Here is a 17,787-nt window from a genome sequence, read left to right as displayed (position 1 = left end):
TTCCGTTGTGGGGGGGGGGGGGGGCGGGCCGGGGGGGGGCCGCCGGGGGGGGGGGGGGGGGGGGCCGCCCCCCCCCCCCCCCACGGGGGGTGGCTCGTCACGGGGGCAGCGCCGGTGGGGCCGCCGGCGTACGGCGGCGTGCCCGCCGTATGGCACAATGGTCAGCTGAGCACTCGGCAGCCGTGCAGGACCCCTCTCTCCTTCGGCTGACGCGTCCGTCGGGCGAACCGGCTCCACAACCCCACGTGGCGGTCCGGCCTGCCCAACCACGTCAACACCAGGAGAACCCACTCCCGTGGCAGTCAAGATCAAGCTGAAGCGTCTGGGCAAGATCCGTTCGCCTCACTACCGCATCGTCGTCGCCGACTCCCGTACCCGCCGTGACGGCCGGGCCATCGAGGAGATCGGTCTGTACCACCCCGTGCAGAACCCGTCGCGCATCGAGGTCAACGCCGATCGCGTCGCGTACTGGCTGGGTGTCGGCGCGCAGCCGACCGAGCCCGTGCTCGCCATCCTGAAGAAGACCGGCGACTGGCAGAAGTACAAGGGCGAGCCGGCTCCGGCCCCGCTCCTGGTCGCCGAGCCCAAGGCCGACAAGCGCGCCCTCTTCGAGGCCGCCGCCAAGGACGCCGGTGACGAGCCCAAGGGTGAGGCCATCACCCAGAAGGCCAAGAAGTCCGACAAGAAGGACGAGGCCGCCGAGGCGGCCGAGTCGACCGAGGCCTGATCGTGCTCGAGGAGGCCCTCGAGCACCTGGTCAAGGGCATCGTCGACAATCCCGACGAGGTGCAGGTCGCCGCGCGCACCCTGCGTCGCGGGAAGGTCCTCGAGGTCCGGGTGCACCCCGACGACCTCGGCAAGGTGATCGGCCGCAACGGCCGCACCGCCCGCGCCCTGCGCACCGTCGTGGGCGCGATCGGCGGACGGGGTGTCCGCGTCGACCTGGTCGACGTGGACAACGTCCGCTGAGGTACGCAGCACCGGCACGGGCCGGGGGTGGCTCTTGGGCCGCCCCCGGCCCGTGGTCTTATCCGACACGTGAGCACAGGAGCGCGAACAAGTGCAGCTGGTAGTGGGACGCATCGGCCGCGCCCATGGCATCAAGGGCGAGGTCTCGGTGGAGGTGCGCACCGACGAGCCGGAACTGCGGCTCGCCCCGGGCGCCGTGCTCGTCACGGACCCGGCCTCGGCCGGCCCGCTCACCGTCGAGACCGGCCGGGTGCACAGCGGCCGGCTGATGCTGCGCTTCGCGGGCGTCAAGGACCGCACCGGCGCCGAGGCGCTGCGCAACGTCCTGCTCATCGCCGACGTCGACCCTGACGAGACGCCCGAGGACCCCGAGGAGTTCTACGACCACCAGCTGGTCGACCTCGACGTGGTCACCACCGACGGGACCCCGGTCGGCCGGATCAAGGAGATCTCCCACCTGCCCTTCCACGACCTGCTGGTCGTCGAACGGCCGGACGGCAGCGAGGTCATGGTGCCGTTCGTCGCCGAGATCGTCCCCGAGATCGACCTGGAGCAGCAGCGCGCGGTCGTCGACCCCCCACCCGGACTGCTGGACGAGATCGAGGACGAGGCCGACGACGTTGCCGACGGCGAGACCGGGGCCGAGGCGGAGCGGTAGGACCATGCGCATCGACGTCGTCACGATCTTCCCCGAGTACCTGGAGCCGCTGAACGTCTCCTTGGTCGGCAAGGCCCGCACGCGCGGCCAACTGGACGTACGCGTCCACGACCTGCGCGAGTGGACCCACGACCGGCACAACACGGTCGACGACACCCCGTACGGCGGCGGGCCCGGCATGGTCATGAAGCCCGAGCCGTGGGGCGAGGCCCTGGACGCGGTCCTGGAGTCGGGCGAGGGCGCACCCGTGCTGGTCGTCCCCACCCCGAGCGGCCGTCCCTTCACGCAGGAGCTCGCGGTCGAGCTGTCCGGGAAGCCCTGGCTGGTCTTCACCCCGGCCCGCTACGAGGGCATCGACCGCCGGGTCATCGAGGAGTACGGCGACCGGTTCGACGTCCGCGAGGTCTCCATCGGCGACTACGTGCTGGCCGGTGGCGAGGCCCCGGTCCTGGTGATGGTCGAGGCGGTCGCCCGGCTGCTGCCGGGCGTGCTCGGCAACGCCGAGTCCCACCGCGACGACTCCTTCGCCCCCGGCGCCATGGCCGACCTGCTGGAGGGCCCGGTCTTCACCAAGCCCCCGGTCTGGCGCGACCGCGGGGTGCCGGAGGTGCTGCTCAGCGGCCACCACGGCAAGGTCGCCCGCTGGCGCCGCGACGAGGCCTTCCGCCGTACCTCGGAGAACCGTCCCGACCTGATCGAGCGCTGCGACCCCGCGACCCTCGACAAGAAGGACCGCTCCATGCTCGCCGCGCTCGGCTGGGTCGTCGGCGAGGACGGGCGATTTGGGCGCGTGCCGGAGTCCGTGGAAGAATAGGCGGCTGCCGCTGTGCGTCCGGCGTGCGCCCCTGCCACAGGGGGACATGACGACCGTCCGACGTCGCGGCACTCGTATCACCACCACGATCCGCCGATGACCTGTGGCATGGGCGAAGAAAGCAGACGAACATGTCCCACCTGCTCGACTCCGTCGACGCCGCGTCGCTGCGCAGCGACGTCCCGGCCTTCCGCCCGGGTGACACCGTCAACGTCCACGTCCGCGTGATCGAGGGCAACCGCTCCCGTATCCAGCAGTTCAAGGGCGTTGTCATCCGTCGCCAGGGCGCAGGCGTCCGTGAGACCTTCACGGTCCGCAAGGTCTCCTTCAGCGTCGGCGTCGAGCGCACCTTCCCGGTGCACAGCCCGATCTTCGAGAAGATCGAGCTCGTGACCCGCGGTGACGTGCGTCGCGCCAAGCTGTACTACCTCCGTGAGCTGCGCGGCAAGGCCGCGAAGATCAAGGAGAAGCGCGACAACTGAGTCCGGCCGGCACATGCGGGGCCCTATAGGCTCTGCGCCTGATGGACACAGAGGTACACCTTCCGGAGCGCGACCGCTCAGATCCCGCCGAACAGCGGGATGAGCGGTCGCGCTTCGGCGTACGTACACAGCGGTACGCGCTCCTGGTCGTCGCGGCCGCCGCCGTGGTGGCGCTGGTCAACGTGTTCGTGGCGCAGCCCTTCGAGATCCCCAGCGGGTCGATGGAGAACACCCTGCGGTCCGGGGACCGCGTGCTGGTCAACAAACTGGCGTACCGTTTCGGCAGCACGCCCGCCAGGGGTGACATCGTGGTCTTCGACGGCAAGGGGTCGTTCGTGCAGGGCTCCGGCGGCACCGACTTCGTCAAGCGGGTCGTCGGTGTCGGCGGGGACCGGGTGACCTGTTGCGACGACAGCGGTCGGATCACCGTCAACGGGCGGCCGCTGGACGAGACCTATCTTTATCCCGGGGACACGCCGTCCCGGGTAGCGTTCGACATCGAGGTGCCGGAGGGGAGGCTGTGGGTGATGGGTGACCACCGTGCCGACAGCCGGGATTCCCGCGACCACCTCGGCGACCCCGGAGGGGGCACGGTTCCGGTGGACGAGGTGATCGGCCGGGCGGAGGCGACCATATGGCCGCTGGGCCGCCGTCGGTCCCTGGACGGCGCCCATGGCTAGCCGCGGCCGGGCGCAGCCCGGTCAGCCGAGCCGCGCCGAGTACCTGGGCGAGGAGCCGGCGGGTCCGCGCAGGGGTGGTGGCCGGGCCGAGCGGCGCAAGCTGGCGCGGAAGGTCAAACGCCGGCGCCGGCGTTCGGCCGCCAAGGAGATACCCCTGCTCATCGGGGTCGCGCTGCTGATCGCGCTGGTGCTGAAGACCTTCCTGCTGCAGGCCTTCGTCATCCCGTCGGGTTCGATGGAGCAGACGATCAGGATCGGCGACCGCGTGGTCGTCGACAAGCTCACGCCCTGGTTCGGCTCGCGTCCGCAGCGCGGTGACGTGGTGGTCTTCAAGGACCCCGGCAACTGGCTGGAGGGCGAACAGGCCCAGTCCGGCGAGGACCCGGTGGTCGTCAAGCAGGTCAAGGAGTTCTTCACCTTCATCGGGTTGCTGCCGTCCGCGGACGAGCAGGACCTGATCAAGCGCGTGGTCGCGGTCGGCGGCGACACGGTGAAGTGCTGTGACGCCCAGGGCAGGATCACCGTCAACGGGACCCCGCTGGACGAGCCCTACATCCACCCGGGGAACCCGCCGTCGGAGATCAAGTTCACGGTCCACGTGCCCGCGAACCGGCTCTTCGTGATGGGCGACCACCGCTCCAACTCCGCGGACTCGCGCTTCCACCTCAAGGACGCCGGCAACGGCACCGTGCCCGAGAACATGGTGGTCGGCAGGGCCTTCGCCGTGGCCTGGCCGATGGGCCACTGGGCGGGACTGAAGGAACCGGCGACGTACTCCGGCGTCGCCGCCCCCGGGGGCTCGGGCGCGTCTGCCGCGAGGGCCGGCCCGGGAGTGGCAACATCCAACAATCGGCAAGGAATGACCCCGCTCCCGACTCCTGCGGAACTTCCGCTCGTTATGGGATTGGTGGGCCTGCGCCGCACATGGCGCGGGCGGCAGCGCGCAGCAAGTCGAGTAAGGAGTGGATGTGGGGGACCTGGTGGTCGGCGCAAGGTCCGGACGCGAAGAGCCGGAGGATCGGGACCCCACGTCGGGCGGCTCGGCTGGCGACGGCGAGGCGCAGCTCGGAAAGAAGGGCCCGGACGCGGGCGCGGAGACCTCGGAAGGCGCGGGGACCTCCGAAGAGGCGGGCGAAACGGACGGCCGTGACGGCGGCGGGGAGAAGAAGCAGCAGCGTTCGTTCTGGAAGGAACTCCCGCTGCTGATCATCATCGCCCTCGCGCTGGCGTGGCTGATCAAGACCTTCCTGCTGCAGGCGTTCTCCATCCCGTCGGCGTCGATGGAGAACACCCTGAGGATCGGCGACCGCGTCCTGGTCGACAAGCTCACGCCCTGGTTCGGCTCCGAGCCCGAGCGCGGCGAGGTCGTGGTCTTCCACGACCCGGGCGGCTGGCTCGGCGAAACCGTCCCGGTGGACACCAACCCGGTGACGGGCGCGATCCAGAAGGGACTGAGCTTCGTCGGCCTCATGCCGTCCGCGGAGGAGAAGGACCTGATCAAGCGGGTCATCGCGGTCGGCGGCGACACGGTGGAGTGCAAGGGCACGGGCCCCGTGAAGGTGAACGGCAAGGCGCTGGACGAGCCGTACGTTTACCCCGGGAACACGCCGTGCGGCGACCGCCCGTTCGGTCCGATCAAGGTCCCGCAGGGCCGCATCTGGGTGATGGGCGACCACCGTCAGGACTCCCTGGACTCCCGTTACCACCAGAACCTCCCGGGCAACGGCACGGTCTCGGTGGACGAGGTCGTCGGACGCGCGGTCGTCGTGGCATGGCCGATCAGCAACTGGTCCACCCTTCCCGTGCCCAGCACCTTCGACCAGCCCGGCATCAGCGCGGCGGCCGCCGGTCTGCCGGCCGCGGGCGGACTGGCCGGCGCGGTCCCGCTGGTCATGTGGCGGCGGCGCCGTCTGATCAACCGGGCCGGGTGACAGGGCTGCCCCCGGTCCGTACCCCCGGGTAGGGTGCGGACGCATGAGCACGAGCACAGGCACGGGCACGCGCACGGCGACGGGGCGAGCGGGCGGACAGGGCGGCGGACGGACCGGACGAATAGTCTCCGGTCTGGCCGTCGCCCTCGGCTGCGTCCTCTTCCTCGGCGGTTTCGTCTGGGGAGCGCTGGTCTACCGGCCGTACACCGTCCCCACCGGATCGATGACCCCGACCGTGGACGCGGGCGACAAGATCCTCGCCCAGCGGATCGACGGATCCGAGGTGCGGCGCGGGGACGTCGTGGTCTTCACCGATCCGCTCTGGGGCGACGTCCCCATGGTCAAGCGGGTCGTGGCGGTCGGCGGTGACGAGGTGGCCTGCTGCGACAAGCAGGGGCGGCTCACGGTCGGCGGGAAGCCGGTCGACGAGCCGTACCGCCTGGACACCGACGGTCCGGCCTCCCCGACCCCCTTCTCGGCCACCGTGCCCCGGGGCAACCTCTTCATGATGGGCGACAACCGCGCCACGTCCGAGGACTCCCGCCTGCGCCTCGGCGACTCCGACAACGGCTCCGTGCCGCGCAGCACGGTGTCCGCGCGGGTCGACGGCGTCGCCTGGCCGTTCGGCCGCGCGGGCATGCTGGAGCGGACCGGTGCCTTCGCCGCCCTGCCGGGCGACGGTCCCTCGGGTCCCGGCCCGCTGCGCACGGTGGGCGTGGCGATCGCGGCCGGCGTGGTCCTGATCTTCGCGGGCGCGGCCTACGGCCCGGTCGCGGACCGGGCCCGGCGGCGGAAGGCGGCGCGATAACCATGCGACGGCGTGCCGCCCGGGTCATCCTGCTCGACCCCTCCGACCGGATCCTGCTGCTGCACGGGTACGAGCCGGACGACCCCTCCGTCACCTGGTGGTTCACCCCGGGCGGCGGCGTCGAGGAGGGCGAGAGCCTGGAGGCCGCGGCGCGTCGCGAGCTGGCCGAGGAGACCGGGATCACCACGGCCCTGCTGGGGCCGGTGTTGTGGGAGCGCTCGTGCGCCTTCGTCTTCGACGGCCGGGACTGGGAGCAGGACGAGTGGTACTACCTGGCCCGCACCGACGACCTCCGGGTGCACACCAGCGGCCTCACGGAACTGGAACGGCGCAGCGTGCACGGCCTGCGGTGGTGGACCTGCGAGGAACTGCTCGCCTCGCATGAGACGGTGTACCCGACCAGGCTCGCCGGGCTGCTGCGCACGCTGCTCGACGAAGGTCCCCCATTGTCCCCGATTCACCTGGGGACGGAGCGTGACTGACGCACAATGGGGGGACGTACGGCTGAAGGGGAACATGCCATGAGCGCCGAGGACCTCGAGAAGTACGAGACCGAGATGGAGCTGAAGCTCTACAGGGAGTACCGGGATGTCGTCGGCCTGTTCAAGTACGTGATCGAGACGGAGCGTCGTTTCTACCTCACCAACGACTACGAGATGCAGGTGCACTCGGTCCAGGGCGAGGTGTTCTTCGAGGTCTCCATGGCCGACGCGTGGGTGTGGGACATGTACCGGCCGGCCCGCTTCGTGAAGCAGGTGCGCGTGCTGACGTTCAAGGACGTGAACATCGAGGAGCTGAACAAGGCCGACCTCGACCTGCCCTCGGACGACTCCGGCTTCAACGGCTGAGGCCGCCGGGGCCGCGGGGGCGCCCGGCGATCCGTCGGGGGTCCGGCGGAGGCCGGGAGTTGTCCACAGGCTCCGGTCAAGATCATCTCTCGGGCGCCATCTCCCTCACAGTGAGTGACGGAGGTGGTACGGATGAACGCTCGAGGAGCTTTCGGACGCTACGGCGAGAAGCTTGCGGCACGGTCCCTGACCGAGGCCGGGATGATCGTGCTGGAGCGGAACTGGCGGTGCCGGCACCGCGAACGCCACGGAGAGATCGACATCCTGGCGGCGGACGGCGACGCGCTCGTGGTGTGCGAGGTGAAGTCGCGCGCCGAGAACTGCGGTGAGCACCCGATGGCCGCGGTCACCGCGCGCAAGGCCGAGCGGCTGCGGCGGCTGGCCGAGTGCTGGCTGGCCGACCACGGCGGACCGCCCCCGGGAGGGGTGCGGATCGACGTCGTGGGCGTGGTCCTGCCGGCCCGGGGTGCCGCACGCGTCGAGCACGTACGGGGGGTGCAGTGATGGGCTTCGCGCGCACGTGCTCGGTGGCGCTGCTGGGCGTGGAGGGCGTCGTCGTCGAGGTCCAGGCGGACCTGGAGGCGGGGGTGCCCGCGTTCACCCTGGTGGGGCTGCCGGACAAGAGCCTCAGCGAGAGCCGCGACCGGGTCCGCGCCGCGATCGTGAACAGCGGTGAGACCTGGCCGCAGAAGAAGCTCACGGTCGGCCTCAGCCCGGCCTCCGTCCCCAAGGGCGGCAGCGGGTTCGACCTGGCGGTGGCGTGCGCGGTCCTCGCCGCGAACGACCGCGTCGCCCCGCGCGACATCGCCGACCTGATGATGATCGGCGAGCTCGGCCTCGACGGCCGGGTCCGCCCGGTCCGCGGGGTGCTGCCCGCGGTGCTGGCCGCCGCCGAGGCGGGGTACCGCCACGTGGTGGTGCCCGAGCGCACGGTCGCCGAGGCCTCGCTCGTGCCGGGGGTCTCGGTGCTCGGGGTCCGCAGCCTGAGGCAGCTGATCGCACTGCTCAACGACGAACTCGCCCCTGAGGAAGAGGAAGAGCCCACCGACGGGCGGCCCGACCCGATGCTGGCCGGCCTCACCCTGCCCGGCGCCGGCCACGGCAGCGGCCTCGCCGACGCCGGCGCCCCGGATCTCGCCGAGGTCGCGGGCCAGGGCACCGCCAGGACCGCCCTGGAGGTCGCGGCCGCGGGCGGCCACCACATCTACCTCAAGGGGCCGCCCGGGGCGGGCAAGACGATGCTCGCCGAGCGGCTGCCGGGACTGCTGCCGGCGCTCACCCGGCAGGAGGCGGTGGAGGTCACCGCCGTGCACTCGGTCGCCGGGATCCTGCCGGCGGACCGGCACATGGTGGACCAGCCGCCGTACTGCGCCCCGCACCACTCGGCGACCATGCAGTCCCTCGTCGGCGGCGGGAACGGGCTGCCGCGGCCGGGGGCCGTCTCGCTCTCCCACAAAGGAGTGCTCTTCCTGGACGAGGCGCCGGAGTTCAACGGTCAGGCCCTCGACGCACTGCGCCAGCCCCTGGAGTCAGGGCACGTGGTGATCGCCAGGGCCGCCGGGGTCGTCCGCCTGCCCGCGCGGTTCCTGCTCGTCCTCGCCGCCAACCCCTGCCCCTGCGGACGGTACGGCGCTCCCGGCGGCTTGTGCGACTGCACGCCGAACATGATCCGCCGCTACCAGGGGCGGCTGTCCGGGCCGCTGCTGGACCGGGTCGACCTGCGGGTGGAGGTGGAGGCCGTCGGCCGCTCCGAGCTGATCGGCGGCGCCGGCACCGCCGAGACCACCGCGGTGGTTGCCGCGCGGGTGCGGGAGGCCCGCGAGCGCGCCGCCGCCCGGTACGCGGGCACCCCGTGGCGGCTCAACAGCCAGGTCCCCGGCCACGAACTGCGCACCCGCTGGGCCGTCGCGCCCGGGGCCCTGCGCTCCGCCGAACGGGACATGGAGCGCGGACTGCTCACCGCGCGGGGGCTCGACCGGGTGCTGCGCGTGGCCTGGACGGTCGCCGACCTCGCCGGACGCGACCAGCCGGCCGGCATCGACATGGAACGCGCCCTGGAGCTGCGCACGGGTGTGCGCCGCGGCATGGCGACGGCGACGGGGGACGTCCGATGACGCAGATGCCGTCCGGCGCGGACGGGGACGTCCTGCCGGAACCGGAGGAAGAGCCGTCCCCGACACCGGATGAGCGCCTGGCCCGGGCCGCCCTGACCCGGATCGCCGACCCGGGCGACGGGCTCGTCGGCAGCTGGCTCCAGGAGTTCGGCCCCCTCGAGACCGTACGGGCCCTCACCGCCGGTGAAGCGCTGCCCGGGGCCGGGGAGCAGCGGACAGCCGGGTACGCCCTGCGGGCCCGCCGGACGAAGCCTGAGCGTGAGCTGGCGGCGGCCGGCGTCACGGGCACCCGCTTCGTCTGCCCCGGTGACCAGGACTGGCCGCGGCAGCTCGACGACCTGGGCGGCGAACGCCCTTACGGGCTCTGGGTGCGCGGTGGCGCCTCGCTGCGGATGTGGGCACAGCGGTCGGTCGCCGTCGTGGGCGCCCGAGCGTGCACCGAGTACGGCTCCCACATGGCGGCGACCCTCGGGGCCGACCTCGCGGAGGCCGGCTGGGTCACCGTCTCCGGGGCCGCCTACGGCATCGACGGCGCCGCGCACCGCGGCGCGCTGTCCGCGACGGGCGCGACCGTCGGGGTCGTCGCCTCCGGGGTGGACGTGCCGTATCCGCCGGGTCATGCCGAGTTGATCGGACGCATCGCCGAACAGGGCCTGCTCATCGGTGAATTGCCGCCCGGATCGCACCCCACCCGAAGTCGCTTCGTGCTGCGCAACCGCGTGATCGCCGCCCTCACCCGGGGCACCGTCGTCATCGAGGCCCAGTACCGCAGCGGCTCCCTGATCACCGCCCGCCGGGCCCGCAAGCTGGGGCGCTTCGTCATGGGCGTGCCGGGCCCCTGCACCTCCGCGCTGTCCCACGGTGTGCACGAGCTCCTGCGCGCCGACGGCGTCCTGGTCACCGGCGCCGCCGACGTCATCGAACTCGTCGGCCGCATCGGCGAGGACCTTGCGCCCGAGCGCCGCGGACCGGTCCTGCCGCGGGATCTGCTGCCGCCCGCGGCCGCCCGCGTGCTGGAGGCCCTGCCCGCCAAGGGTGCGACCGGCTGCGCGGAACTCGCGGTGGCCGCGGGCAGCACCCCCGACGACACCCTCACCAGGCTGCATGAGCTGCACGCCCTCGGTTTCGTCGAACGCGAAGGCCTTCGATGGAAGTTGGCGCGCGTTGGTGAGACCGCTCCCACGACGGAGGGAGGACGCCAAGCCGACACGCTCTCCCGGTGAACACACCATCAGGTGACAGGACGGTTCTTGACCTGGGACCCCCTGGATGGCGAGGTTATGGGGACGCCCCGACGTCGCCCTGAGCGACGGTATGGTCACGCTACGCTCAAGGAGGTTCGAGTCCCGCCCGTCCCTCAGGTCAACGCAGAACGGCTCAGATCGACGCATGCACCGGCACACTCCCGGGCACGAAGGCAGCACGGCGGCGACCGCCGTCACCGGAAACCCCCGGCCGCCCGCCCCCACCTCGCTCGACGCGCTGTGGCGGACCTACAAGGCCACGGGGGACGCGCGTCTGCGCGAGCAGCTGATCCTGCACTACTCGCCCCTGGTGAAGTACGTGGCAGGGCGCGTGAGCGTCGGCCTGCCCGCCAACGTGGAACAGGCGGACTTCGTCTCCTCCGGGGTCTTCGGGCTCATCGACGCCATTGAGAAGTTCGACCCGGAGCGCGCGATCAAGTTCGAGACGTACGCGATCACCCGGATCCGCGGTGCCATGATCGACGAGCTGCGCGCCCTGGACTGGATCCCGCGCTCGGTGCGCCAGAAGGCCCGCGCCGTCGAACGCGCCTACGCCACGCTCGAGGCCTCCCTGCGGCGCACCCCGAGCGAGTCGGAGGTCGCCGCGGAGATGGGCATCGCCCTGGAGGAGCTGCACGGGGTCTTCAGCCAGCTCTCCCTGGCCAACGTCGTCGCCCTCGAGGACCTGCTCCACGGGGGCACCGAGGGCGGCGACCGGCTCACCCTGGTCGACACCCTGGAGGACACCGGCGCCGACAACCCCGTCGAGGTCGCCGAGGACCGCGAGCTGCGCCGGCTGCTGGCCCGCGCCGTCAACACACTGCCCGAGCGTGAGAAGACCGTGGTCACCCTGTACTACTACGAGGGGCTCACCCTCGCCGAGATCGGCCAGGTGCTCGGCGTCACCGAGAGCAGGGTCAGCCAGATCCACACCAAATCCGTTCTGCAATTGCGCGCGAAACTGGCCGACGTCGGCCGTTGACGCCGGTTTGCCGACGCGTGCGCCCGGCGGCCGCACCACTTCCGTACAGTGGTGAGGTGCCCAAGATTCGAGCGGCCTCGGTGGCCGAGCACCGGTCGATGCAGCGCGACGCCCTGCTGGACGCCGCGCGCAGTCTGCTCTCCGAGGGCGGGACGGAGGCCCTGACCTTCCCCGCCCTGGCGGAGCGCACCGGGCTGGCCCGGTCCTCCGTCTACGAGTACTTCCGCTCCCGGGCCGCCGTCGTCGAGGAGCTGTGCGCCGTCGACTTCCCCGTCTGGGCGGCCGAGGTCGAGGCGGCCATGGCGGCCGCCCCCACCGCCGAGGCCAAGATCGAGGCCTACGTCCGCAGTCAGCTCGCCCTCGTCGGCGACCGCCGGCACCGGGCCGTGGTCGCGATCTCCGCGGGCGAACTGGACGCCGGCGCCCGCGAGAAGATCCGCGCCGCGCACGGCGGTCTGGTCGCCATGGTCGTGGAAGCCCTCGCCGGGCTCGGCCACGACGAGCCGAGGCTCACCGCGATGCTGCTCCAGGGCGTCGTCGACTCCGCCGTCCGCCGGATCGAGCTCGGCGCCGCAGAGGAGCCGGACATCATCGGCGACGCGGCCGTCACCATGGCCCTGCGCGGCGTACTGGGCTGAGCGGCGCCACCGGCCGCGGGTCCGTCCCGTCCGCGGCCTCCGGCAAGGGCACCCCGAACACCGGCAGCAGCCGCGACGGTCCGCCGCGCAGCATCGACTCCGGCAGCAGCGACAGCGGGTCGAGGTAGACGTCCCCGCGCAGCAGCCCCCAGTGCAGACAGCCGCCGGGGCAGTGCCACGGGCCGTCCCCGAGCGCCCCCACCATCTGCCCCGCGTCCACCTCGTCGCCCACCACGACCGAGGCCCGCACCGGCTGGTACGTGATGCGCAACCCGCCGGCGAGCTCGATCGCCACCACCCCGCGCCCCGCCACCTGCCCGGCGTACGACACCCGTCCGGGCGCCGCCGCACGCACCGGTGCGCCCGGTCCCGCCCGCAGGTCCACTCCGCGGTGCCCCGCCGCCCACGGCACGGCGGGCGGGTCGAACCCCCTCTCCACGACCGGCCGCCGCCCACCGTCGCCCGATGCCACGGGCCAGGCCCGGTCCGCGTCCCCGCCGGCCGGGACCACGGGCACCCGGACCACGGCCCCCACCGGGTGCACGAGCCCCCCGAGCCACGCCAGCACCGCCAACACCACCACCACGTAAGTCCTCATGGGCCAACGATGACGCCTCCCGCACCAACGGGACGATCATGGAACCGGCCTGTGGACAACCCCGGACGGCCCCTGCCCCCAGGCACGATGTCGCCCGCCGCTCCGGCGGTCCCGTACACTTTCCATGGCGATCCGGGTCACCGGGTCGACTTCGCACGCCCCGCCACCGCCCTACAGCGAGCGGTGGACGCGCTCCTCGGTCCCTCGTGGCACGGCGCGTTCGGGGCGTCAGGCGTGGCCTCCGTCCGGCGGCCGCGAAAACCGAGTACCCCTAGGAGTACGGCCATGGCCGTCGTCACGATGCGGGAGCTGCTGGAAAGCGGCGTCCACTTCGGGCACCAGACCCGCCGCTGGAACCCGAAGATGAAGCGCTTCATCTTCACCGAGCGCAACGGCATCTACATCATCGACCTGCTCCAGTCGCTGTCGTACATCGACCGCGCCTACGAGTTCGTCAAGGAGACCGTCGCGCACGGCGGCACCATCCTCTTCGTCGGTACGAAGAAGCAGGCCCAGGAGGCCATCGCCGAGCAGGCGACCCGTGTCGGCATGCCCTACGTCAACCAGCGCTGGCTGGGCGGCATGCTCACCAACTTCTCGACCGTCTACAAGCGCCTGCAGCGCCTGAAGGAGCTCGAGGAGATCGACTTCGAGGACGTGGCCGCCTCCGGCCTCACCAAGAAGGAGCTCCTGGTCCTCTCCCGTGAGAAGGAGAAGCTGGAGAAGACCCTCGGCGGTATCCGCGAGATGCAGAAGGTGCCGAGCGCCGTCTGGATCGTGGACACCAAGAAGGAGCACATCGCCGTCGGTGAGGCGCGCAAGCTGCGCATCCCGGTCGTCGCGATCCTCGACACCAACTGCGACCCCGACGAGGTCGACTACAAGATCCCGGGCAACGACGACGCGATCCGCTCCGTCACCCTGCTGACCCGTGTGATCGCCGACGCCGTCGCCGAGGGCCTCATCTCCCGCTCCGGTGCCGCCACCGCCGGTGACAAGGCCGAGGGCGAGCCGCTGGCCGCCTGGGAGCGCGAGCTGCTCGAGGGTGACAAGGCGAAGGCCGACGAGACCGCCGCCGAGGCGCCGGCCACCGAGGCCGCTCCGGCGGAGGCTGCTCCGGCCGAGGCCGCTGCGGAGACGGCTGCTGCGGAGACGACTGAGGCCGCTCCGGCCGAGGCCGCCGCTGAGACCGCCGAGGCGCCCGCCGCCGACGCCGAGCAGGCCTGAGCCTCAGCCCGCCTTCCGATGCGTGTGAGGACGGCGGGGGCTCCGGCCCCCGCCGTTCGTCCGTAGAACCACCGCTCACCGGATTCACCGACTTCCGAGAAGAGACTGACAGACCATGGCGAACTTCACCGCCGCCGACGTCAAGAAGCTCCGCGAGCTGACCGCCGCGGGCATGATGGACTGCAAGAAGGCGCTCGAGGAGGCCGAGGGCGACCTGGACAAGGCCGTCGAGATCCTCCGCGTCAAGGGCCAGAAGGGCGTCACCAAGCGCGAGGGCCGCTCCGCCTCCAACGGAGCCGTCGTGTCCCTGATCGCCGGTGACAACAGCGAGGGCGTCCTCGTCGAGCTCAAGTGCGAGACCGACTTCGTCGCCAAGGGCGACAAGTTCATCGCCGCCGCCGACGCGATCGCCGCCCACGTCGCCGCCAGCAAGCCGGCCGACCTGGAGACGCTGCTCGCCTCCGAGATCAAGGACGGCCAGACCGTCCAGGCCTTCGTCGACGAGGCCAACGCCACCCTCGGCGAGAAGATCGTCCTGGACCGCTTCGCGCAGTTCACCGACGGCTACGTCGCCTCCTACCTGCACCGCACCAGCCCGGACCTGCCCCCGCAGGTCGGCGTCCTGGTCGAGCTGGACAAGGAGGACGCCCAGGTCGCCAAGGACGTCGCGCAGCACATCGCCGCCTTCGCCCCGACCTTCCTGTCCCGCGAGGAGGTGCCGGCCGAGACCGTCGAGAACGAGCGTCGCGTCGCCGAGGCCACCGCCCGCGAGGAGGGCAAGCCCGAGGCCGCCCTGACGAAGATCGTCGAGGGTCGCGTCAACGGCTACTTCAAGGAGAACGTCGTCCTCGAGCAGGCCTTCGCCAAGGACAACAAGAAGACCGTCCAGAAGGTGCTCGACGAGGCCGGCGTTTCGCTGAAGCGCTTCGCCCGCTTCCGCGTCGGCGTCTGAGCGACCAGCCGCGCAAGCGTTTGACCGACGGCCCCGCTAGGGTCGTACGCAGCCGGCCGCTCACCGGCGGGCCGCAGTTGTGACGAGGAGGCCATTGCCCACAGGGAACCATCACGGACCCTCGGCAATGGCCTTCTTCGTACGTGCACGAGGAGATCTCCAATGGAACAGGACGCCGACAAGGCACCCACCGCCACCGGCAGCACGCACAAGGGCCGGTACCTGCTCAAGCTCTCCGGCGAGGCCTTCGCCGGCGGAGGGGGGCTCGGAGTCGACCCCGACGTCGTGCACACGATGGCCCGCGAGATCGCCGCGGTCGTCCGCGACGGCTACGAGATCGCCGTCGTCATCGGCGGCGGCAACTTCTTCCGCGGCGCCCAGCTCCAGCAGCGGGGCATGGACCGTGCCCGTTCCGACTACATGGGCATGCTCGGCACGGTCATGAACTGCCTCGCCCTCCAGGACTTCCTGGAGAAGGAGGGCATCCAGTCGCGGGTGCAGACGGCGATCACCATGGGCCAGGTCGCCGAGCCCTACATCCCGCTGCGCGCCGTGCGCCACCTGGAGAAGGGCCGCGTGGTGATCTTCGGTGCCGGTATGGGCATGCCGTACTTCTCCACCGACACCACCGCCGCGCAGCGTGCCCTGGAGATCCACGCCGAGGCGCTGCTGATGGGCAAGAACGGGGTCGACGGGGTCTACGACTCCGACCCCCGCTCGAACCCCGACGCGGTGATGTTCGACGCCCTGGAGTACGCCGACGTCATCGCCCGCGACCTGCGCGTCGCGGACCTGACGGCGATCACGCTGTGCCAGGACAACAAGCTCCCGATCCTCGTCTTCGAGCTGCTCGCGGAGGGCAACATCGCGCGGGCCGTGAAGGGTGAGAAGATCGGCACGCTCGTCAACGACACGGGCGCCCGCTGACGGACGCCGCCGGCCGCAACCCGGCCGGCGATCCGCCCGGAACGGGGATGGACAAGACGCTGCCGGTCGGACACCGTGCAGGAAAGACGCGCGCAAGGGCCGAGGCTCTGCCTTCTGAATACCAGGAGCACATGGTGATTGAAGAGACCCTCCTCGAAGCCGAGGAGAAGATGGAGAAGGCCGTCGTCGTCGCCAAGGAGGACTTCGCCGCGATCCGCACCGGCCGCGCCCACCCGGCGATGTTCAACAAGATCGTGGCGGACTACTACGGCGCCCCGACCCCGATCAACCAGCTCGCCTCCTTCGCGGTGCCCGAGGCGCGGATGGCCGTGATCACCCCGTTCGACAACTCGGCGCTGCGCAACATCGAGCAGGCGATCCGGGATTCGGACCTGGGTGTCAACCCGACCAACGACGGCCGTATCATCCGGGTGGTCTTCCCGCAGCTCACCGAGGAGCGGCGCAAGGAGTACATCAAGGTCGCCCGCGGCAAGGCGGAGGACGCCCGGATCTCGATCCGCAGCGTGCGCCGCAAGGCCAAGGAGACCCTCGACAAGCTCGTCAAGGACGGCGAGACGGGCGAGGACGAGGTGCGCCGCGCGGAGAAGGAGCTCGACGACACGACCCACAAGTACGTGGCGCAGGTCGACGAGCTGCTCAAGCACAAGGAATCCGAGCTGCTGGAGGTCTGATCCGGCGCGCTGCCGGACCCGCTCCACGGCCCGGCCCGTCCGCGGCTGGGCCACCCATCCACCCGACCATCCATCCGACCGACCCGGACCGGACGAAAACGCGAGGCTGAACTCCGTGAACGACTCTTCTTGGGGGCCCTCGCCACACGCCGGTTCCTGGGGAGGCGGGGACGAATCAGGCACCCGGATGGGCGGCCCCTTGTTCCGTGACGACGCCCCCGAACCGGAGCGGCACTCCGCCCGGCCCGACCGTTCCGCACCGCAGCCCTCGGCGGCGGGCGGGAACGGCGGCCGGGCGAAGAAGAGTGCGGGGCGCAACCTGCGCGCCGCGATAGGGGTCGGCGTCGGCCTCGGCGTCGTCATCATCGCCTCGCTCTTCATCGTCAAGGCCGTCTTCGTCGGCGTCGTCGCCGCGGCGGTCGTCGTGGGCCTGTGGGAGCTCACCTCGCGTCTGGCCGAGCGCAAGGAGATTCGCGCGCCCTTGGTGCCGCTCGCCGTCGGCGGCGCCGCCATGGTCGTCGCGGGCTACGTGCGCGGCGCGGAGGGCGCCTGGGTGGCGATGGCGCTCACCGCGCTCGCCGTCCTGGTGTGGCGGATGACGGAGCCCCCGGAGAACTACCTCCGCGACGTCACGGCGGGCGTCTTCGCCGCGTTCTACGTGCCGTTCCTGGCCACCTTCGTGGTCATGATGCTCGCCGCGCACGACGGCCCGTGGCGGGTCTTCGTCTTCCTGCTCCTCACGGTGATCAGCGACACCGGTGCCTACGCCGTCGGCTGGCGCTTCGGCACGCACAAGCTCGCTCCCCGCATCAGCCCCGGCAAGACCCGCGAGGGCCTGGTCGGCGCGATCACCTTCGCGATGGTCGCGGGTGCCCTGTCCCTGCAGTTCCTGATCGACGACGGGCAGTGGTGGCAGGGACTGCTGCTGGGGCTCGCCGTGGCGGCCAGCGCCACCCTCGGCGACCTGGGCGAGTCCATGATCAAGCGGGACCTCGGCATCAAGGACATGGGCAAGCTGCTGCCCGGCCACGGCGGCATCATGGACCGCCTCGACTCGCTGCTGCCGACCGCCCCCGTGGTGTGGCTGCTGCTCGTCGTCTTCGTCGGCTCGGGCTGATCCCCGTCGGGCCTCACCGCCCCCGTGCTGTGCCCCGCCCCGTACGCGCGCCCGCGTACGGGGCGGCGTCGTGTGCGGCCGCCACCATTGCTGACCTGGGCTGTAG

At 71.6% G+C, this 17,787-nt stretch carries 22 protein-coding genes; 21 read left to right on the top strand and 1 reads right to left on the bottom strand.

Annotated features, from left to right (window positions below; all coding sequences use genetic code 11):
* Positions 1 to 295 precede the first annotated feature (295 nt).
* The 16 genes from rpsP to ABZ479_RS31445 all read left to right on the top strand — a co-directional run bounded on the left by rpsP (position 296) and on the right by ABZ479_RS31445 (position 12,168).
* Positions 296 to 727, top strand: a complete 432-nt coding sequence (gene rpsP, locus ABZ479_RS31520; RefSeq protein ID WP_326572235.1) for a 30S ribosomal protein S16 — start codon at positions 296 to 298, stop codon at positions 725 to 727.
* 2 nt (positions 728 to 729) lie between these two features.
* Entirely contained in the window at positions 730 to 969 is a 240-nt protein-coding gene (locus ABZ479_RS31515) for an RNA-binding protein (protein ID WP_018562958.1), read from the top strand.
* A 91-nt stretch (positions 970 to 1,060) separates the two neighbouring features.
* Positions 1,061 to 1,627 carry a ribosome maturation factor RimM gene (gene rimM / locus ABZ479_RS31510; protein ID WP_500464744.1) on the top strand — a complete coding sequence of 189 codons (567 nt, stop codon included), beginning with the start codon at positions 1,061 to 1,063 and terminating at the stop codon, positions 1,625 to 1,627.
* A gap of 4 nt (positions 1,628 to 1,631) precedes the next feature.
* A complete protein-coding gene (gene trmD, locus ABZ479_RS31505) occupies positions 1,632 to 2,441 on the top strand; it encodes a tRNA (guanosine(37)-N1)-methyltransferase TrmD (protein ID WP_499602176.1) in 810 nt (269 codons plus the stop codon).
* Between the two features lie 131 nt (positions 2,442 to 2,572).
* On the top strand, positions 2,573 to 2,923 hold the full coding sequence (rplS, locus tag ABZ479_RS31500; RefSeq protein WP_105869103.1) for a 50S ribosomal protein L19: 351 nt from the start codon (positions 2,573 to 2,575) through the stop codon (positions 2,921 to 2,923).
* Positions 2,924 to 2,964: 41 nt separating this feature from the next.
* Positions 2,965 to 3,603 carry a signal peptidase I gene (gene lepB / locus ABZ479_RS31495; RefSeq protein WP_500464743.1) on the top strand — a complete coding sequence of 213 codons (639 nt, stop codon included), beginning with the start codon at positions 2,965 to 2,967 and terminating at the stop codon, positions 3,601 to 3,603.
* Entirely contained in the window at positions 3,596 to 4,753 is a 1,158-nt protein-coding gene (lepB, locus tag ABZ479_RS31490) for a signal peptidase I (protein ID WP_500464742.1), read from the top strand. Before lepB (ABZ479_RS31495) ends, lepB (ABZ479_RS31490) begins: the two co-directional genes overlap by 8 nt.
* A 49-nt stretch (positions 4,754 to 4,802) precedes the next feature.
* A complete protein-coding gene (gene lepB / locus ABZ479_RS31485) occupies positions 4,803 to 5,534 on the top strand; it encodes a signal peptidase I (RefSeq protein ID WP_500464749.1) in 732 nt (243 codons plus the stop codon).
* A gap of 43 nt (positions 5,535 to 5,577) precedes the next feature.
* Positions 5,578 to 6,342 (top strand): signal peptidase I, encoded by a 765-nt coding sequence (gene lepB, locus ABZ479_RS31480; protein ID WP_500464741.1) that lies wholly within the window; start codon positions 5,578 to 5,580, stop codon positions 6,340 to 6,342.
* A gap of 2 nt (positions 6,343 to 6,344) precedes the next feature.
* Positions 6,345 to 6,824: an NUDIX hydrolase gene (locus ABZ479_RS31475; protein WP_500464740.1), complete on the top strand. Its 480-nt coding sequence runs from the start codon at positions 6,345 to 6,347 to the stop codon at positions 6,822 to 6,824.
* A 39-nt stretch (positions 6,825 to 6,863) separates the two neighbouring features.
* Positions 6,864 to 7,190, top strand: a complete 327-nt coding sequence (locus ABZ479_RS31470) for a DUF2469 domain-containing protein (protein WP_018562949.1) — start codon at positions 6,864 to 6,866, stop codon at positions 7,188 to 7,190.
* 132 nt (positions 7,191 to 7,322) lie between these two features.
* Complete coding sequence (locus ABZ479_RS31465; protein ID WP_499602173.1) at positions 7,323 to 7,694, top strand: YraN family protein; 372 nt, start codon at positions 7,323 to 7,325, stop codon at positions 7,692 to 7,694.
* Positions 7,694 to 9,304, top strand: a complete 1,611-nt coding sequence (locus ABZ479_RS31460; RefSeq protein WP_500464739.1) for a YifB family Mg chelatase-like AAA ATPase — start codon at positions 7,694 to 7,696, stop codon at positions 9,302 to 9,304. The genes ABZ479_RS31465 and ABZ479_RS31460 overlap by 1 nt, the downstream gene beginning before the upstream one ends.
* Positions 9,301 to 10,527, top strand: a complete 1,227-nt coding sequence (gene dprA / locus ABZ479_RS31455; RefSeq protein WP_500464738.1) for a DNA-processing protein DprA — start codon at positions 9,301 to 9,303, stop codon at positions 10,525 to 10,527. The genes ABZ479_RS31460 and dprA overlap by 4 nt, the downstream gene beginning before the upstream one ends.
* A gap of 166 nt (positions 10,528 to 10,693) precedes the next feature.
* Entirely contained in the window at positions 10,694 to 11,530 is an 837-nt protein-coding gene (gene whiG / locus ABZ479_RS31450; protein ID WP_499602169.1) for an RNA polymerase sigma factor WhiG, read from the top strand.
* Positions 11,531 to 11,610: 80 nt separating this feature from the next.
* On the top strand, positions 11,611 to 12,168 hold the full coding sequence (locus tag ABZ479_RS31445; protein ID WP_500464748.1) for a TetR/AcrR family transcriptional regulator: 558 nt from the start codon (positions 11,611 to 11,613) through the stop codon (positions 12,166 to 12,168).
* Here the strand turns inward: ABZ479_RS31445 and ABZ479_RS31440 are convergent.
* On the bottom strand, positions 12,137 to 12,766 hold the full coding sequence (locus tag ABZ479_RS31440) for a murein hydrolase activator EnvC family protein (protein WP_500464737.1): 630 nt from the start codon (positions 12,764 to 12,766) through the stop codon (positions 12,137 to 12,139). The two genes, ABZ479_RS31445 and ABZ479_RS31440, sit on opposite strands and share 32 nt — an antisense overlap.
* Before the next feature lie 285 nt (positions 12,767 to 13,051).
* Here ABZ479_RS31440 and rpsB point away from each other — a divergent pair, with 285 nt between their 5' ends.
* From rpsB to ABZ479_RS31415, 5 genes are all read left to right on the top strand, one after another.
* Complete coding sequence (gene rpsB / locus ABZ479_RS31435; protein ID WP_500464736.1) at positions 13,052 to 13,993, top strand: 30S ribosomal protein S2; 942 nt, start codon at positions 13,052 to 13,054, stop codon at positions 13,991 to 13,993.
* Between the two features lie 115 nt (positions 13,994 to 14,108).
* Entirely contained in the window at positions 14,109 to 14,945 is an 837-nt protein-coding gene (tsf, locus tag ABZ479_RS31430; RefSeq protein WP_500464735.1) for a translation elongation factor Ts, read from the top strand.
* Positions 14,946 to 15,107: 162 nt separating this feature from the next.
* Positions 15,108 to 15,872 (top strand): UMP kinase, encoded by a 765-nt coding sequence (pyrH, locus tag ABZ479_RS31425; protein ID WP_500464734.1) that lies wholly within the window; start codon positions 15,108 to 15,110, stop codon positions 15,870 to 15,872.
* A 134-nt stretch (positions 15,873 to 16,006) separates the two neighbouring features.
* A complete protein-coding gene (frr, locus tag ABZ479_RS31420) occupies positions 16,007 to 16,564 on the top strand; it encodes a ribosome recycling factor (protein ID WP_319159891.1) in 558 nt (185 codons plus the stop codon).
* A gap of 115 nt (positions 16,565 to 16,679) precedes the next feature.
* The gene (locus ABZ479_RS31415) at positions 16,680 to 17,681 is read left to right on the top strand and encodes a phosphatidate cytidylyltransferase (protein ID WP_500464733.1); all 1,002 of its coding nucleotides are present in this window, start codon (positions 16,680 to 16,682) and stop codon (positions 17,679 to 17,681) included.
* Positions 17,682 to 17,787: the final 106 nt, after the last annotated feature.

It is taken from the genome of Streptomyces sp. NPDC005722 (assembly GCF_040630935.1).
Classification (GTDB): domain Bacteria; phylum Actinomycetota; class Actinomycetes; order Streptomycetales; family Streptomycetaceae; genus Actinacidiphila.
This window is presented reverse-complemented; position numbering and strand designations above follow the sequence as displayed.

Bases quoted from the DNA above. Each gene is read 5' to 3' on its own strand.
- whiG (WP_499602169.1), top strand. From the start codon at position 10,694: ATGCACCGGCACACTCCCGGGCACGAAGGCAGCACGGCGGCGACCGCC.
- lepB (WP_500464743.1), top strand. From the start codon at position 2,965: ATGGACACAGAGGTACACCTTCCGGAGCGCGACCGCTCAGATCCCGCC.
- rpsB (WP_500464736.1), top strand. From the start codon at position 13,052: ATGGCCGTCGTCACGATGCGGGAGCTGCTGGAAAGCGGCGTCCACTTC.
- ABZ479_RS31475 (WP_500464740.1), top strand. From the start codon at position 6,345: ATGCGACGGCGTGCCGCCCGGGTCATCCTGCTCGACCCCTCCGACCGG.
- pyrH (WP_500464734.1), top strand. From the start codon at position 15,108: ATGGAACAGGACGCCGACAAGGCACCCACCGCCACCGGCAGCACGCAC.
- ABZ479_RS31440 (WP_500464737.1), bottom strand. From the start codon at position 12,766: ATGAGGACTTACGTGGTGGTGGTGTTGGCGGTGCTGGCGTGGCTCGGG.
- tsf (WP_500464735.1), top strand. From the start codon at position 14,109: ATGGCGAACTTCACCGCCGCCGACGTCAAGAAGCTCCGCGAGCTGACC.
- lepB (WP_500464741.1), top strand. From the start codon at position 5,578: ATGAGCACGAGCACAGGCACGGGCACGCGCACGGCGACGGGGCGAGCG.
- dprA (WP_500464738.1), top strand. From the start codon at position 9,301: ATGACGCAGATGCCGTCCGGCGCGGACGGGGACGTCCTGCCGGAACCG.
- ABZ479_RS31460 (WP_500464739.1), top strand. From the start codon at position 7,694: ATGGGCTTCGCGCGCACGTGCTCGGTGGCGCTGCTGGGCGTGGAGGGC.
- rplS (WP_105869103.1), top strand. From the start codon at position 2,573: ATGTCCCACCTGCTCGACTCCGTCGACGCCGCGTCGCTGCGCAGCGAC.
- lepB (WP_500464742.1), top strand. From the start codon at position 3,596: ATGGCTAGCCGCGGCCGGGCGCAGCCCGGTCAGCCGAGCCGCGCCGAG.
- ABZ479_RS31465 (WP_499602173.1), top strand. From the start codon at position 7,323: ATGAACGCTCGAGGAGCTTTCGGACGCTACGGCGAGAAGCTTGCGGCA.
- trmD (WP_499602176.1), top strand. From the start codon at position 1,632: ATGCGCATCGACGTCGTCACGATCTTCCCCGAGTACCTGGAGCCGCTG.
- ABZ479_RS31470 (WP_018562949.1), top strand. From the start codon at position 6,864: ATGAGCGCCGAGGACCTCGAGAAGTACGAGACCGAGATGGAGCTGAAG.